This window comes from Pseudomonas sp. 01L34, assembly GCF_056400265.1.
On sequence record NZ_JBFTSX010000002.1, the window covers coordinates 56,225 to 71,407 of the forward strand.

Below are 15,183 nucleotides of genomic sequence, written 5' to 3' on the forward strand. Positions count from 1 at the left end.
ACACATAACCAAATGGTTATGGATAAGACCCTTCGCGATACGCCTGCCCTACCTCGCGCAGCACCTCGACGCACCACTGGGCCGCCAGTGACAACGGCAAGCTGGCGTTACTGGAAATCCCCACCGAACCACCCGGTTCGCGCTGCCCCAGGTTGATCTCAAGCAGTTCGCCGCTTGCCAGATCCAGGCGCACGGCATCCAGAGGCGCGATCCAGATCGCCTCGCTGGACAACACATAACGACGGCTCAGGGTCACGGACAAGGTTTCCAGGCGCTGCCGCGACTGGCTGATGCCGCATTGCACGAACAGGCTATCGGCATATTTGCGAATCGTCGTCCCTGCCAGCGGCAGCACCAGCGGGAAATCTTCCAGGGCGCTACGCTCCAGTGGCTCGGCCAGCAAGGGATGATCGGGACGCACCACCAGTGTCATGGACTCACTGTACAGATGCTCGAAGGTCAGCCCCTGAATCTCCGGGCTATCGGTCATACGGCCGACCACCAGGTCCACATCGCCCACTCGCAACTGCGACAACAAATAGGCGCTTGGCCCGGTCACCACACTCACCACCAGCGCCGAATGGCGCTCGTGCAAGCGCCGTACAACCTCAGGCACCAGCAAACTTTCCACTGTCGACAACACGCCGAGTCGAACCGTGCCTGCCGCATATTCGCCACCGCGCAAGGTATTCACCCCATCACGCAGCGCCTGCACCGAGGGCCCGGCATAACGCAAAAAGGCAACCCCGGCTTCGGTCAGGTTCACACCACTTTTACTGCGTATAAACAGACTTGCCGCCAGCAGTTCCTCCAGCTCCTTGAGCGTCTTCGACATCGCTGGCTGACTCACCGCCAACACATCCGCCGCCCGCGCCAGACTGCCCTGACGAGCCATTTCGAGAAAGCACACGAGGTGACGGAATTTGATGCGGGTGTCGATGTTCACTACGGAGCCCCGTGAGGTTGCCTCATTGGTATCGAAACGTTTGCAGGCAATCTTAGCGTGCGCTCAATTTCCTGGTGATCGGATGGTGGCAATGGACTTTTTTGACTTGCTCGGAGGGGATGTCAAATACAGGACATTGCGTCAATCAGGGCTTGATGTTCTTCAATTTATTGAGCAGTTCCAGCAACTGCTCAAGCGACTCCGCGCCGAACTGCTCCTGAATCTTCAAGTAGTTGCTTTCCATCCCCGCACTCATGTCGACGAAACACTGCTGCCCCTGCTCGGTCAGGGCGATGAATACCCGGCGCTGATCTTCGGACGACTTCCTGCGCCGGACGATACCGTCGCGCTCCAGCCGGGACAGCACGCCGGTCATGCTCGGTTTGAGGATGCATGCCAGATTGGCCAGTTGATGGCTTTCCAGTTCGCCGTGCTGACGCAAGATACGGATCACCCGCCATTGCTGTTCAGTCAGATCATGTTCGTTGAGCAACGGCCGGAAAAATGCCATGGCTGCTTCGCGGGCCTGCAACAAGGTGAGCGTAAGGGACGGTCTGGGGGTCGGCATGGTTCACGCGGAAAAAGAGGTCGAAGCGTCAAAGCTTAGAGTCGGCACAGAGTGCATGCAACATCCCCTCTGCAGCACATCATTAACTTATAAACAAATCAATGATCTCAGATAAAAAATAATCGCCACCACCCCTATTTCTTCTGAAAAAACTGAAAAAAACGCTACGCAAATAATAGATAAGATGTTAACTATATGACACCCCTTACCGAATAGGGGGTGATACCTACAAAAACAACAAAAGGACCCCCCTCATGCATTCGTGCCTCCTTCGCACGGCGGCAAGCGTTGCCCTGTGCGCCGCGTTTAGCCCGTTTAGCGCTCACGCTGATTTTGTCCAGGACAGTAAAGCCAGTTTGGACCTGCGCAATTTCTACATGAACCGAGACTTTCGTCAGAGCAACGCACCACAGAACAAGGCCGAAGAGTGGGCCCAGGGTTTTGTATTACGCCTGGAGTCGGGCTACACCGACGGCATGGTCGGTTTCGGGGTCGATGCCTTGGGCGAACTCGGGGTGAAACTTGACTCCAGTCGCGATCGTCGAGGCACCGGCTTGCTGCCCTTTGGCGCCAGCCAGCAACCAGAGGACAGCTACAGCGAATTGGGCCTGACCGCCAAGCTGCGAACATCGAAGACCGTGCTCAAACTCGGCACCCTACAGCCGCAACTGCCCGTGGCCGCCTATAACGACACCCGACTGCTGCCCTCAACCTACAGCGGTGAGCTGGTCACCTCCCAGGAAGTCGACGGCCTGACCCTGAATCTGGGCCGCCTGGAAAAGCAGAACCTACGAGACTCCTCCAGCAATGACGAGATGAGTTACGCCGGTGTGCAAAGCAGCCATCTCGATCTGGCCGGTGGCACCTACGCGATCAATCCACACCTGGCAGCGACCTATTATTACGCCCGGATGCAGGACATCTACAGCCAGCACTTCATCGGTCTGGTGCATGAATTGCCCTTGGCAGAAGGTGTGAATCTGCGCAGCGATTTGCGCTATTTCGATACTCGCGAACAAGGCAACCATGAATTGCGCAGTCCATCCAGGGTCGATGGCGGCAAGATCGACAACCGTTTTTTCAACGGCATGGTAAGCCTGTCGATGGGTGCCCATAAATTCGGCCTGGGGTACCAGAATCTCTCCGGAGACGGCGACTTCGCCTTTCCGGGCCTGGACCCATATTCAGTAAACCTGGTGACCATCAACGTCTTCACCAAGGCCGAGACCGACGCCTGGCAGGCGCGTTACGACTACAACTTCGCGGCCCTGGGCCTGCCTGGGCTGACCTTCATGACTCGCTATGTCGACGGCTCTCATGTGCAAACCTCCACCGTGCGTAACGGTCGGGAATGGGAGCGTGACACCGACCTGGTTTACACGGTGCAGAGTGGTCCGCTGAAGAACGTCAATGTGCGGCTACGCAACGCCACTCTTCGCTCAAGCAACGGCCTGACCAGCGATATAGACGAAAACCGGATCATCATCGGCTACAGCCTGGCCTTGTGGTGAGCCGCCCATGAAAAGTGCAATCGGTTCCCTGTAAAAGCCATTTTTCAGGGCACCGGCTGCGACCATGATTGCTCGACAGACACTCGGCGCCTATCGAGAAGCAAACATGGCTACCTCAGCGCAAACCCGACTGCCGCAGGCGGTACTCCCCAGGGGTCACCAGCGCATAACGCTGGAAAAACCGACTGAAATAGGCCGGGTCCTTGAAGCCCAGCTGGTAGCAGATTTCATTGGCCGAACTGCCAGTGAACAACAACAGACGCTTGGCCTCCTGCATCAGCCGTTCAAGGATCAAACGTTTGGACGGCAGGTCGGCAATGCGCCGGCAGACATCATTGAGCCGTGCCTCGGTAACACCAATGCCATCGGCATAGCGCGACAGCGGCCAGTGCTGCAGGTAATGGTCTTCGATCAATTCGTTGAAGCGGTGGAAGATCCGCAAGTCTTCATGGCGTGCCGGGCGGGCTTCCAGGGAATTGGCGCACAGCCTGAGCAGGCTGATCACGATCAATCGCGTCAGGCTCTCCAAGGCCGCCCCCCGCCCTGGCTTGTCGCCGTTGATCTCGTTGCACAGTTCCTCGAACAGAAACTCCAGTCTCCTGGCCTCGGGCTGGAACTGTGGTGCCAGCCCCGCCAATGCCACGCAAGCCGCTGGCAACTGCGAGCCCGGCGCCAGACTCGGATCGGCATCGATCAACTGCCAGACCAGTTGCTGGCGCACCGTCAACACATGCCCGTCGGCGTCCGCTTCGGTGACGAAGGAATGGGCCACCGTCGGTGGCGTGAGGAAAAACATCGGTCCCGACTCGAGGTATTGCTGGTCATCCAGATAGACCCGCACCGCACCGCTCTTCACGTAATGCACCTGGAAGAACCGGTCGTGTCGGTGCACGGGCATATTGCGGCCGAAGAACTCAGCCAGATTGCCGAGTTTGTCGTAGTGCACTTCGGCATCGCTGTAACGCTGGTCGTAGACCTGACCGATGTTGATATTGGGGATCGTCTGACGATCGATCATCGCTCGGTTCTCTTTCTTGTTTGCGTGTTGGCAGTGCAAGGACTTTCATCCTGCGCCGGTTTGCGGCGGCTAACCACTGCCAGCGCATTTTGCCACGCTTGACGATTGTTAACATATTAATTATAACGTTAACAGGTTAACGAATATTTCGCGAAGCAGTCACTGCTCCGCCACTGCCAGGAGAAAAGCATGAGCCGTGCCCTGCATGATGTTGCGAACGGCACCCTGTTCGGCGTTGCGCTGAACTATCAAGGGTTGCTGAACCAACGTATCGCCGAATTCGGGCAAGCGCCTTACCAGAAACCGCCGGTTAAACCGGTGCTGTTCATCAAGACGCCCAACACCCGCAATGGCCATGACCGCGCGGTGATTCATCCGCAAGGTGAACGCCTGCAACCGGGGCCTGCACTGGGTGTGGTGATCGGTAAAAGCGCCAGCCGGGTCAGCATCGAGAATGCGCTGGAACATGTGGCCGGCTACACCATCGTCAACGAGTTCAGCCTGCCGGAAGACAGCTACTACCGCCCGGCGGTGAAAGCCAAGTGTCGTGACGGCTTCTGCTCGCTGGGCCCGGAATTGGTGGGCCGTGACCAGCTCGCCGATCCGCATCAGTTGAGTCTGAAACTGTTCGTCAACGGTGAACTGCGCCAGGAAAACTCCACGGCCAACTTTGTCCGCAGCATTCCCCAGTTGATCGCCGAAATCAGCGAATTCATGACCCTCCACGAAGGCGATGTGCTGATCACCGGCACCCCTGAAGGCCGTGTCGATGTCCAGCCCGGTGACACCGTCGAAGTCGAAATCAGCGGCCTGGGCCGCCTCGTCAACCACATCGTGGCCGAGTAACAGGAGCTTCCATGAAACACGCCCGTATCCGCTTTGAAGGTGAAGTCCACCTCGTCCATGTCGAAGAGCACAACGCCGTGCGCCTGGCCGACGGCCGCCTGCTGGCCGAAGAACAAGTGCAATGGCTGCCACCGGCCACCGGCAGCATGTTCGCCCTGGGCCTGAACTACGCCGACCACGCCGCCGAGTTGGCCTTCAAGCCGCCCACCGAGCCCCTGGCGTTCATCAAGTCCCCGGGCACCTACACCGGCCATAACCAGGCTACATGGCGCCCGGACAACGTCGCCTATATGCACTACGAGTGCGAACTGGTCGCCGTCATCGGCAAGCCCGCGCGTAACGTCAAGCGTGAAGACGCCCTCCAGTACCTGGCCGGCTACACGGTGTGCAACGACTACGCGATCCGTGACTACCTGGAAAATTACTACCGGCCCAACCTGCGGGTGAAGAACCGCGATGCCACGACGCCGGTCGGTCCGTGGATCGTCGACGTCGCCGACGTGCCGGACCCGAGCAACCTGAAACTGCGCACCTGGATCAACGGTGAGTTACGTCAGGAAGGCTCGACCTCCGACATGATTTTCGACATCCCTTACCTGATCGAATACCTGTCCAGCTTCATGACCTTGCAGCCCGGCGACATGATCGCTACGGGCACGCCGGAAGGTCTGGCCGATGTGGTTCCCGGCGATGAAGTGATTGTGGAAGTGGAAGGCGTGGGTCGCCTGGTTAATCGAATTGTTAGCGAAGCGGAATTTTTCTCCGCCCGTAAAGAGGCTTGAGCAGCATGATCAAACACTGGATCAACGGCCGTGAGGTCGAAAGCAAAGACGTTTTCGTCAACTACAACCCGGCCACCGGCGAAGCCATCGGTGAAATCGCCAGCGGCGGCGCCGAAGAAGTCGCTCAGGCCGTAGCCGCGGCCAAGGAAGCCTTCCCCAAGTGGGCTAATACGCCAGCCAAGGAACGTGCCCGACTGATGCGCAAGCTCGGTGAGCTGATCGAGCAGAATGTCCCGCGTCTGGCCGAACTGGAAACGCTGGACACGGGCCTTCCGATCCATCAGACCAAAAATGTGTTGATCCCCCGCGCTTCGCACAACTTCGATTTCTTCGCCGAAGTCTGCACCCGCATGGACGGTCACTCTTACCCCGTCGACGACCAGATGCTCAACTACACCCTGTATCAGCCGGTGGGTGTTTGCGGTCTGGTGTCACCGTGGAACGTGCCGTTCATGACTGCCACCTGGAAAACCGCGCCGTGCCTGGCACTGGGCAATACTGCGGTGCTGAAGATGTCCGAGCTGTCCCCGCTGACAGCCAACGAACTCGGTCGTCTGGCTGTTGAGGCTGGCATTCCCAATGGCGTGCTCAACGTCATCCAGGGTTACGGCGCCACCGCCGGTGACGCACTGGTTCGGCACCCGGATGTGCGCGCAATTTCGTTCACCGGAGGTACCGCCACCGGCAAGAAAATCATGCAGACCGCCGGCCTCAAAAAATACTCCATGGAACTCGGCGGCAAGTCACCGGTGCTGATCTTTGAAGATGCGGACCTGGAGCGCGCCCTCGACGCCGCACTGTTCACCATCTTCTCGCTGAACGGCGAACGCTGCACCGCTGGTAGCCGGATCTTCATTCAGGAAAGCGTTTACCCTCAGTTCGTCGCCGAGTTTGCTGCCCGCGCCAAACGCTTGATCGTCGGCGATCCACAGGACCCGAAGACTCAGGTCGGCTCGATGATCACTCAGGCCCACTACGACAAGGTCACTGGCTACATCAAGATCGGCATCGAGGAAGGCGCCACCCTCCTCGCCGGTGGTCTGGAACGTCCGGCCAACTTGCCGGCGCACCTGAGTAAAGGCCAGTTCATTCAGCCGACGGTGTTCGCCGACGTGAACAACAAGATGCGTATCGCCCAGGAAGAGATCTTCGGTCCGGTGGTGTGCCTGATTCCGTTCAAGGACGAAGCCGAGGCCCTGCAACTGGCCAACGATACCGAGTATGGCCTGGCGTCTTACATCTGGACCCAGGACATCGGCAAGGCCCATCGCCTGGCCTACGGCATCGAAGCCGGCATGGTGTTCATCAACAGTCAGAACGTGCGGGACTTGCGTCAGCCGTTCGGTGGTGTGAAAGGTTCCGGTACCGGACGCGAAGGCGGCCAGTACAGCTTTGAGGTGTTCGCCGAAATCAAGAACATCTGCATTTCCATGGGCAGTCATCACATCCCGCGTTGGGGTCTCTGAACAGCCGATGGTCGCTGCTGAAGGCAGCGATGGGCCGCGCATCGGCTCATCGCAGCCTTCACTGGCCACCAGATTGAATCGAATAACAACAATTTCAGGAGAATCATCATGGGCGAAGTCGTCCTGGCCGCGAAAATCTGCCATGTACCCTCGATGTACCTGTCGGAACTGCCCGGCAAGCATCACGGTTGTCGCGAGGCGGCAATTGCCGGACACAAGGAAATCGGCCGTCGCGCCCGCGAGCTCGGTGCCGACACCGCCGTGGTGTTCGACGTGCACTGGTTGGTCAACAGCGGCTATCACGTCAACTGCGGCGAGCATTTCAAGGGCATCTACACCAGCAACGAACTGCCGCACTTCATCAAGAACATGGAGTACGAGTACCCGGGTTGCCCAGCGTTGGGCGAGCTGATCGCCACCGAGGCCAATCAGGCCGGAGTGCGCACCATGGCCCATAACATCCCGAGCCTGGAGTTGGAATACGGCACTCTGGTACCTATGCGCTACATGCACATGGGCGTCCCGGACGAGCAGAAGTTTGACGTGATCTCCATCGCCGCCTGGTGCGCCTGGCATCGCCTGGAAGACAGCTTCGCCTTCGGCGCCGCCGTGCGCCGGGCCATCGAGAAGAGCGACCGCAAGGTGCTGGTACTGGCCTCCGGCTCGCTGTCCCACCGTTTCTCCGACGACCGCGAAGCCGAAGCCAACATTCACAACTGGACCCGTGAATTCGACAAGCAGATGGACCTGCACGTGGTCGAGATGTGGAAGCAAGGTCGCTTCAAGGAGTTCTGCGCAATGCTCCCGGACTACGCCGAGCATTGCTTCGGCGAAGGCAAGATGCACGACACCGCGATGCTCCTTGGACTGCTGGGCGGGCCCGAGTACAACAAACCGGTGGAAGTACTGACCGAGCCCTTCGGCAGTTCAGGCACTGGCCAGATCAACGCCATTTTCCCTCTCTGAGGTACCAGACAGGAACTGGCGTAGCAGCTGTCGAGCGGAGCGAGGCGGCGTCCGAGGACGTAGTCCTCGTAAAACCGGTGCTCTCGATTTACCTGAAACACAGAGGTGTATGAGGTTACGACTGCTTCGCAGCCGGACGCTGCCTCGCTCCGCTCGACAGCTGCTACGCGATGCGAAACATCAACGTTACGGGAGACTCACATGCCTCATTTCATTGCTGAATACACCGACAACATCGAACAACAAGCCGACTTGCCCAGCCTGTTCGAAAAAGTCCACGCCTCCCTCGGCGACAGCGGCGTGTTCCCCCTGGGCGGCATCCGCAGTCGTGGAGTGCGCCTGGACACCTGGCGCATGGCGGATGGCAAGCACGATTACGCCTTCGTCCATATGACCCTCAAGGTCGGTCACGGACGAGATCTGCCGACCCGGCAGACAGTCGCACAAACACTGTTCAACGTAATCACCGAGCACTTCGCCGAGCTGCAGTCGCAACGCTTGCTGGCGCTGTCGTTCGAGATGATCGAGCTGCACCCCGAACTGAATTTCAAGCAGAACAACGTGCATGCCTTCTTGAAGAACCAGGCGGGCTGATTCACGCCCTCCTTCCGCCAACGGCCACTCAAACAAAAAGTACAACATCATGAGCACAGCCAATACCGCTGACAGCATCACCCTTGCCGAGCACGATCGAACCCACAGCACCGTTACCTGGCGCCTGATGCCATTGCTGTTGATCTGTTACCTGTTCGCCCATCTGGACCGGATCAACATCGGCTTCGCCAAGATGCAGATGAGTACCGACCTGCACTTCAGCGACACCGTCTACGGCTTCGGAGCCGGACTGTTCTTCATTGCCTACGCGCTGTTCGGGGTACCGAGCAACATGGCCCTTGACCGGGTCGGACCACGGCGTTGGATCGCCAGCCTGATGGTGGTCTGGGGCGTACTTTCTGCCAGCATGTTGTGGGTCGAAAGCTCCAGCGGTTTCTATGTCCTGCGCTTTTTGCTGGGCGTAGCCGAAGCCGGCTTCTTTCCCGGGATCCTGGTGTTCCTCAATCGCTGGTACCCGGCCCGGCGCCGGGCTCAAGTCACCGCGCTGTTTGCCATTGCCGTGCCGATGGCCGGAGTCATCGGCGGACCGCTGTCCGGGGCGATTCTGGAAAACCTCCATGACTTCGGTGGACTGCGCGGCTGGCAGTGGATGTTCCTGATCGAAGGGGCGCCGGTGGTCTTGCTGGGCCTGGTGGTGCTCAAGTGTTTGCCGGATAACTTCGAAGTCGTGAAGTGGCTGAACCCGGCGCAGAAACAGCAACTGCGCGCGCAACTGAGCAGCGAAGAACAGCGTAAATCCATCACCTCCTTCGGTGGGATTGTGCGCGACCCGCAGGTCTGGCTGCTGGTGGCGATCTATTTTGCGGTGATGCTGGCGGTCAACACCCTGGCCTTCTGGATGCCAACACTGATCCACGGCGCGGGAATTGGCAGCGACGGCAAGGTAGGCCTGCTCAGTGCAGTGCCCTATCTGGCCGGGTGTTTCTTCATGATCGGCTGCGGACGCTCGTCGGACCGTAACCGCGAACGCCGCTGGCACCTGTGTGTGCCGCTACTGATGGCCGCCGCCGGTATCGCAGTGGCGGGCCTGGCGCCGGGCAACCCGCTGTTGGTGATGGGCGGCTTGACCGTCGCAGGCATGGGTGCCAGCGCCGCGTTGCCGATGTTCTGGCAACTGCCTCCGGCCTTTCTCTCCAACTGCACACAAGCCGCCGGCATTGCCCTGATCAGCTCGTTCGGCAGCATCGCCTCGTTCCTCGCGCCTTACCTGATCGGCTGGATGCGCGACACCACTCAGAGCGCCAGCCTGGCCCTGTATGTCCTGGCGCTGTTAATCGCTCTCGGCGGCTTCCTGGTGCTGCGCACCAATGCGGCCATCGTCAATCCACAATAAGAGATCTTCGTCATGCTCGATCAACAGCAAATCCTTCACGCCGCCGCACAACTGGATCGGGCTGAACGCTCCAGGGAGCAGGTCCGGCAATTTTCCCTCGATCACCCGGCTATCACCATCGAAGACGCGTATGCCATCCAGCGCGCCTGGGTCGCCCAGAAAATCAAGGACGGGCGCAAACTGGTCGGGCACAAGATCGGTCTGACCTCGCGGGCCATGCAAGTGTCCTCGAACATCACCGAGCCGGACTTTGGTGCCTTGCTCGATGACATGTTCTTCGACGAGGGCACGGACATTCCGTTCGAGCGCTTCATCGTGCCGCGGGTGGAAGTGGAGCTGGCGTTCATCCTTGGCAAGCCGCTCAAAGGTCCGAACTGCACGATCTTCGACGTGCTCGACGCCACTGAATGGGTGATCCCGGCGCTGGAAATCATCGATGCGCGAATTCAGCAAATCGACCCGCAGACCAAGGCGACACGCAAGGTGTTCGACACCATTTCCGACAACGCCGCCAACGCTGGCGTGGTCATGGGCGGTCGTGCCGTGCGGCCGACCGAGATCGACCTGCGCAAGGTGCCTGCGGTGCTCTACCGCAACGGCGTGATCGAGGAGTCCGGGGTGTCGGCCGCCGTGCTCAATCATCCGGCCAAAGGCGTGGCCTGGCTGGCGAACAAACTGGCCGCCTACGACGTCACCCTGGAAGCGGGCCAAATCATTCTCGGCGGCTCCTTCACCCGCCCGGTGGCGGCCGACCCCGGTGATACCTTCCATGTCGATTACGACATGCTGGGTTCCATCTCCTGCCGCTTTGTTTGATCCCTGGAGGACTGTTCCATGGACATGCCCATCAACCGTTTCAAACAACGCCTCAAAAGCGGCGAAGCTCAGATAGGCCTCTGGCTCGGTCTGGCCGACGCCTACTGTGCCGAGCTGGCAGCCAATGCCGGTTTCGATTGGCTGCTGATCGACGGCGAACATGCACCCAATGATCTTCGCGGGTTGCTCGGCCAGCTTCAGGCAGTGGCGCCCTACCCCAGTCATCCGGTGATACGCCCGGTGATCGGCGATATCGCGCTGATCAAGCAGGTGTTGGATATCGGCGCCCAGACCCTGCTGGTGCCGATGGTTGAAAGTGCCGAACAGGCACGGGAACTGGTGCGTGCGATTCACTATCCGCCCCAGGGCATACGCGGTGTCGGCAGTGCGCTGGCCCGTGCGTCACGCTGGAACAGCATTCCCGGTTACCTCGACAAAGCGGATGAACAAATGTGCCTGCTGGTACAGATCGAGAACCGCGAAGGCCTGGTCAACCTGGATGCCATTGCGGCGGTCGAGGGCGTGGACGGGGTGTTTATCGGCCCGGCGGATTTGAGCGCGTCCATGGGCCATCGCGGCAATCCGGGGCATCCCGAGGTGCAGGCGGCCATCGAGGACGCCATCGTGCGGATTCAGAAGGCCGGCAAGGCCGCAGGCATTCTCAGCGCCGACGAGACACTCGCCCGGCGCTATATCGAGTTGGGCGCGGCATTCGTTGCCGTGGGTGTCGACACCACCGTGCTGATGCGTGGCCTGCAAACCCTCGCCGGCAAATTCAAAGATGCTCCGGTGCCCACCAGCTCCGGCGGCGTGTACTGATTTTTCGAGAAGCCCGATGAAACTTAACGATTTGAAACTGCTGCGCGAGCAGGCTTACATCAATGGCCAATGGGTCGACGCCGATGACGGTTCACGCTTCGCGGTGACCAACCCGGCGGATGGCGAAGTCATCGCCCAAATCAGCTCCCTCGGCCAAGCCGAAACCGCCCGCGCCATCGCCGCGGCCCAGGCCGCCCTGCCCGCCTGGCGCGGCAAAACCGCCAAGGATCGCAGCAAGGTATTGCGCACATGGTTCGAGCTGATCATGGCCCATCAGGAAGACCTGGCCCGCCTGCTCAGTTGGGAACAAGGCAAACCGCTGGCCGAGAGTCGTGGCGAAGTTGCCTATGGCGCGAGCTTTATCGAGTGGTTCGCCGAAGAGGCCAAGCGGGTCTACGGCGATGTGATTCCTCATGACAAGCAAGGTCGGCGGCTGGTGGTGATCAAGCAAGCCATCGGGGTGGTGGCGGCCATCACACCGTGGAATTTTCCCAATGCAATGATCACCCGCAAGGTTGGTCCAGCGCTGGCCGCCGGTTGCACCGTGGTGCTTAAACCGGCTTCAGAAACCCCATTGTCGGCTTTGGCCCTGGCTGAACTCGGCGAACGCGCCGGCATTCCGGCGGGTGTGCTGAACGTCGTCACCGGCACCCGCTCCCGGGAAATCGGTGCAGAGCTGACGGGTAACCCGGCAGTGCAAAAACTCTCGTTCACCGGCTCCACCGGCATCGGCAAATTGCTGATGGCCCAGTGTGCGCAAACCATCAAGAAAGTCAGCCTGGAACTGGGCGGTAACGCGCCGTTTATCATCTTCGAAGACGCCGACCTGGATGCCGCCGTGGAAGGTGCGATCGGCTCGAAATTCCGCAACAGCGGCCAGACCTGTGTCTGTACCAACCGCTTGCTGGTACAAAACAGTGTCTATGACGAGTTCGCCCGCCGCCTGGTGCTGGCGGTCAACACCCTCAAGGTCGCCCGGGCCGAAACCGAAGGCGCGCAACAAGGGCCGCTGATCAACGCCAAGGCGGTGGCCAAGGTCGAGGAACACATCAACGACGCACTGGCCCAGGGCGCGACGCTGCTGGCCGGCGGCAAACCCCACGCACTGGGTGGCAACTTCTTCGAGCCCACGGTCCTCGGCGACGTCACCCCGGCCATGCTGGTGGCCCGGGATGAGACCTTCGGCCCGCTGGCACCGCTGTTCCGTTTCGACACCGAAGCCGAGGCAATCGCCATGGCCAACGATACCGAGTTCGGTCTGGCGTCCTATGTCTACACCCGCGACCTGGGCCGGGCCTGGCGCGTCAGCGAGGCGCTGGAGTACGGCATGGTCGGAGTCAACGAAGGACTGATCTCCACCGAAGTGGCGCCGTTCGGCGGGATAAAGCAGTCAGGGTTGGGCCGCGAAGGTTCCAAGTATGGGATCGATGATTACATCGAGCAGAAGTACATGTGCCTGAGCATCAAATAATCTCTGTACAACGCGTCATTCGATTTCGCGAGCAAGCTCGCTCGCGAAATCGCTCCGATATTGTCAGCGCTTGATGGTCTTCAACTCGTTGAGCAGCCCGAGCAACGTCTGCAACTTCTCCTCTCCCAACTGTGCCTGCAACCGTTGGTAGTTCTCTTCCATGCACTGGCTCATGGACTCAAAGCACGCCTCGCCCTTTTCGGCCAGGGTCACCAGCACCCGTCGCTGGTCCTGCTCGGCCTTGCGCCGATGGACCATGCCGGCCGCCTCCATGCGCACCAGCACACCGGTCATGCTCGGTTTGAGGATGCACGCCAGTTCCGCCAGCCGGTAGATTTCCAGCTCCCCGTGCTGACTGAGAATGCGGATAACCCGCCACTGTTGTTCAGTCAACCCGTGCTGGTTGAGCGAGGGACGAAAAAAACTCATGGCTGCTTCACGTGCTTGCAGCAGGGTCAAGGTCAGGGATTGCCGGGGTTTGAGCATCGGAGTCAGGATCACGGTTGATTTAGTTAATAATTTAACGAAACTCTATCATCCTGTCCTCCCGAACGCGCCATAACTTCTTATCGCAAAGGCCTTCTGGCGCGCTGAATCAAAAATCCCGGCATAGAGAATCAAGACATCCACCGAGCCAAGGCTCTTAATAGGAGTCATCCGGTACAGAGCTAATCAAAGGCCCTGCGTTGAGTTTTTCTTCACTTTTTCAGGCTGCGCCATGATCAATATCGAAACGCCCACCTATTACACGGCCACCAAAAAATACAATCTCAGCTTCCCGACCCTGGAACAGGATGTGGAAGCCGACGTTGTGGTCATTGGCGGTGGTTTCTCCGGCATCAATACCGCGCTTGAGCTCGCCGAAAAAGGCATCACCAACATCGTTGTGCTGGAGGCGCGTTACCTGGGTTTCGGTGGCACCGGGCGCAATGGAGGGCAGATCATGGCCGGCATCGGTCACGACCTGGAGAAGATCAAGAAGGACGTGGGTGAGGACGGTCTGCGCCAGGTCTTCGAGATCAGCGACCTGGGCGCGGACATCATCAAGGACCGCATCGCCAAGTACAACATCGATGCCGACTTCTGCCACGGCTACGGCTACATGGGCTTCAACGCTCGCCAGGAAAAGACCCTGCGCGCCTGGGAAAAAGACTTCAAATCGATCAACAGCAAACACGAGATTCGCTTTCTCGGTGGTTCGGACGTCAAGCAAATCATCGGCTCCGATGCCTACAGCAGCGCATTGCTGCACATGGGCGGCGGTCACGTCCATTCGTTGAACCTGCTACTCGGTGAAGCCAAGGCACTGGTTGGGCACGGCGTGCGGATTTTCGAGAACAGTCCAGCGCTGGAAGTCAGCTATGGCGAGCGCATCACCGTGCGCACCGGCCGTGGTTCAGTAAAGGCCAGCAAGCTTCTGTGGGCCTGCGACAGTTTCCTCAACAAGCTGGAACCTGAGCTGCACCGCTCGACCATAAACACTTACGCTTTCCAGATGATGACCGAGCCACTGTCGGACGAGTTGATCAACCGCATCAGCCCGATTCGCGGCGCCTACAGCGACATTCGTCCGGTGATCGACTACTACCGCGTCACCAACGAAAACCGTCTGTTGTTCGGTGCGGCCACACCGCTGGTCGAGCACATTCCCCTGGACCTGAAAGCCTGGAACCGCAACCTGATGCTGAAGATTTTCCCGTACCTCAAGGACGTGAAAATCGATCTGGCCTGGGGCGGTCCGATGGCCTGCAGCCCGAATCTGTTCCCGCAGATCGGCACCCTGCCCGGTCGCAGCAACGCCTTCTTCGTTCAGGGCTATTCGGGCTTCGGCGTCACCCCCAGCCACATCATCTGCAAGGTGCTGGCCGAAGGCATGAGTGAAGGCTCGGCGCGCTATGACCTGGTCAGCTCGATCCACCGCCCTACCATCCTTGGCAAAGATGCGTTTCGCCCACTGTTGCTGACCGCCGGCAAGTCCTGGCACCAGCTGTCAGGTTATTGGAACGGGCGTCGGTAACTGCCAAGG

General features: G+C 59.5%; 15 protein-coding genes. 11 read left to right on the forward strand and 4 right to left on the reverse strand.

What is annotated here, in order from left to right; translation table 11 throughout:
• Window positions 1-16 precede the first annotated feature (16 nt).
• Together pcaQ and hpaR (AC1DQM_RS04655) are read right to left on the reverse strand one after the other, a co-directional pair.
• Window positions 17-946 (reverse strand): pca operon transcription factor PcaQ, encoded by a 930-nt coding sequence (gene pcaQ, locus AC1DQM_RS04650; protein WP_018927929.1) that lies wholly within the window; start codon window positions 944-946, stop codon window positions 17-19.
• Window positions 947-1,091: 145 nt separating this feature from the next.
• Window positions 1,092-1,514: a homoprotocatechuate degradation operon regulator HpaR gene (hpaR, locus tag AC1DQM_RS04655; RefSeq protein ID WP_026286558.1), complete on the reverse strand. Its 423-nt coding sequence runs from the start codon at window positions 1,512-1,514 to the stop codon at window positions 1,092-1,094.
• 254 nt (window positions 1,515-1,768) lie between these two features.
• Between hpaR (AC1DQM_RS04655) and AC1DQM_RS04660 the strand changes: the two genes are divergently transcribed.
• On the forward strand, window positions 1,769-3,025 hold the full coding sequence (locus AC1DQM_RS04660) for an OprD family porin (protein WP_018927926.1): 1,257 nt from the start codon (window positions 1,769-1,771) through the stop codon (window positions 3,023-3,025).
• A 115-nt stretch (window positions 3,026-3,140) separates the two neighbouring features.
• Here the strand turns inward: AC1DQM_RS04660 and hpaA are convergent, their stop codons facing one another.
• Entirely contained in the window at window positions 3,141-4,043 is a 903-nt protein-coding gene (gene hpaA / locus AC1DQM_RS04665) for a 4-hydroxyphenylacetate catabolism regulatory protein HpaA (protein ID WP_138867381.1), read from the reverse strand.
• 189 nt (window positions 4,044-4,232) lie between these two features.
• Between hpaA and AC1DQM_RS04670 the strand changes: the two genes are divergently transcribed.
• The 9 genes from AC1DQM_RS04670 (at window position 4,233) to AC1DQM_RS04710 (ending at window position 13,157) form a co-directional block, all read left to right on the forward strand.
• Window positions 4,233-4,889 carry a fumarylacetoacetate hydrolase family protein gene (locus tag AC1DQM_RS04670; RefSeq protein ID WP_028940811.1) on the forward strand — a complete coding sequence of 219 codons (657 nt, stop codon included), beginning with the start codon at window positions 4,233-4,235 and terminating at the stop codon, window positions 4,887-4,889.
• A gap of 11 nt (window positions 4,890-4,900) precedes the next feature.
• Complete coding sequence (locus AC1DQM_RS04675) at window positions 4,901-5,671, forward strand: fumarylacetoacetate hydrolase family protein (protein ID WP_018927923.1); 771 nt, start codon at window positions 4,901-4,903, stop codon at window positions 5,669-5,671.
• 5 nt (window positions 5,672-5,676) lie between these two features.
• Window positions 5,677-7,137 (forward strand): 5-carboxymethyl-2-hydroxymuconate semialdehyde dehydrogenase, encoded by a 1,461-nt coding sequence (hpaE, locus tag AC1DQM_RS04680; RefSeq protein WP_064617391.1) that lies wholly within the window; start codon window positions 5,677-5,679, stop codon window positions 7,135-7,137.
• Window positions 7,138-7,245: 108 nt separating this feature from the next.
• Window positions 7,246-8,103 carry a 3,4-dihydroxyphenylacetate 2,3-dioxygenase gene (gene hpaD, locus AC1DQM_RS04685; protein ID WP_138867380.1) on the forward strand — a complete coding sequence of 286 codons (858 nt, stop codon included), beginning with the start codon at window positions 7,246-7,248 and terminating at the stop codon, window positions 8,101-8,103.
• Between the two features lie 201 nt (window positions 8,104-8,304).
• A complete protein-coding gene (locus AC1DQM_RS04690) occupies window positions 8,305-8,697 on the forward strand; it encodes a tautomerase family protein (RefSeq protein WP_018927920.1) in 393 nt (130 codons plus the stop codon).
• A gap of 49 nt (window positions 8,698-8,746) precedes the next feature.
• Window positions 8,747-10,051, forward strand: a complete 1,305-nt coding sequence (locus AC1DQM_RS04695; RefSeq protein WP_018927919.1) for an MFS transporter — start codon at window positions 8,747-8,749, stop codon at window positions 10,049-10,051.
• Window positions 10,052-10,063: 12 nt separating this feature from the next.
• Window positions 10,064-10,867, forward strand: coding sequence for a 2-oxo-hept-4-ene-1,7-dioate hydratase (gene hpaH / locus AC1DQM_RS04700; RefSeq protein WP_028940813.1), 804 nt, complete (start codon window positions 10,064-10,066; stop codon window positions 10,865-10,867).
• 18 nt (window positions 10,868-10,885) lie between these two features.
• Window positions 10,886-11,686 carry a 4-hydroxy-2-oxoheptanedioate aldolase gene (gene hpaI, locus AC1DQM_RS04705; RefSeq protein ID WP_018927917.1) on the forward strand — a complete coding sequence of 267 codons (801 nt, stop codon included), beginning with the start codon at window positions 10,886-10,888 and terminating at the stop codon, window positions 11,684-11,686.
• 16 nt (window positions 11,687-11,702) lie between these two features.
• Window positions 11,703-13,157: an NAD-dependent succinate-semialdehyde dehydrogenase gene (locus AC1DQM_RS04710; RefSeq protein ID WP_138867379.1), complete on the forward strand. Its 1,455-nt coding sequence runs from the start codon at window positions 11,703-11,705 to the stop codon at window positions 13,155-13,157.
• Between the two features lie 63 nt (window positions 13,158-13,220).
• On the opposite strand, the gene hpaR (AC1DQM_RS04715) is transcribed toward AC1DQM_RS04710, so the two are convergent.
• Complete coding sequence (gene hpaR, locus AC1DQM_RS04715) at window positions 13,221-13,643, reverse strand: homoprotocatechuate degradation operon regulator HpaR (RefSeq protein ID WP_064621252.1); 423 nt, start codon at window positions 13,641-13,643, stop codon at window positions 13,221-13,223.
• A gap of 232 nt (window positions 13,644-13,875) precedes the next feature.
• Here hpaR (AC1DQM_RS04715) and AC1DQM_RS04720 point away from each other — a divergent pair, with 232 nt between their 5' ends.
• Window positions 13,876-15,174, forward strand: coding sequence for an NAD(P)/FAD-dependent oxidoreductase (locus tag AC1DQM_RS04720; protein ID WP_018927914.1), 1,299 nt, complete (start codon window positions 13,876-13,878; stop codon window positions 15,172-15,174).
• The last annotated feature ends 9 nt before the right edge of the window (window positions 15,175-15,183 follow it).

Bases quoted from the DNA above. Each gene is read 5' to 3' on its own strand.
- hpaA (WP_138867381.1), bottom strand. From the start codon at position 4,043: ATGATCGATCGTCAGACGATCCCCAATATCAACATCGGTCAGGTCTAC.
- AC1DQM_RS04660 (WP_018927926.1), top strand. From the start codon at position 1,769: ATGCATTCGTGCCTCCTTCGCACGGCGGCAAGCGTTGCCCTGTGCGCC.
- hpaR (WP_026286558.1), bottom strand. From the start codon at position 1,514: ATGCCGACCCCCAGACCGTCCCTTACGCTCACCTTGTTGCAGGCCCGC.
- hpaR (WP_064621252.1), bottom strand. From the start codon at position 13,643: ATGCTCAAACCCCGGCAATCCCTGACCTTGACCCTGCTGCAAGCACGT.
- hpaI (WP_018927917.1), top strand. From the start codon at position 10,886: ATGGACATGCCCATCAACCGTTTCAAACAACGCCTCAAAAGCGGCGAA.
- AC1DQM_RS04695 (WP_018927919.1), top strand. From the start codon at position 8,747: ATGAGCACAGCCAATACCGCTGACAGCATCACCCTTGCCGAGCACGAT.
- hpaH (WP_028940813.1), top strand. From the start codon at position 10,064: ATGCTCGATCAACAGCAAATCCTTCACGCCGCCGCACAACTGGATCGG.
- hpaD (WP_138867380.1), top strand. From the start codon at position 7,246: ATGGGCGAAGTCGTCCTGGCCGCGAAAATCTGCCATGTACCCTCGATG.
- hpaE (WP_064617391.1), top strand. From the start codon at position 5,677: ATGATCAAACACTGGATCAACGGCCGTGAGGTCGAAAGCAAAGACGTT.
- AC1DQM_RS04720 (WP_018927914.1), top strand. From the start codon at position 13,876: ATGATCAATATCGAAACGCCCACCTATTACACGGCCACCAAAAAATAC.
- AC1DQM_RS04675 (WP_018927923.1), top strand. From the start codon at position 4,901: ATGAAACACGCCCGTATCCGCTTTGAAGGTGAAGTCCACCTCGTCCAT.
- AC1DQM_RS04690 (WP_018927920.1), top strand. From the start codon at position 8,305: ATGCCTCATTTCATTGCTGAATACACCGACAACATCGAACAACAAGCC.
- AC1DQM_RS04710 (WP_138867379.1), top strand. From the start codon at position 11,703: ATGAAACTTAACGATTTGAAACTGCTGCGCGAGCAGGCTTACATCAAT.
- AC1DQM_RS04670 (WP_028940811.1), top strand. From the start codon at position 4,233: ATGAGCCGTGCCCTGCATGATGTTGCGAACGGCACCCTGTTCGGCGTT.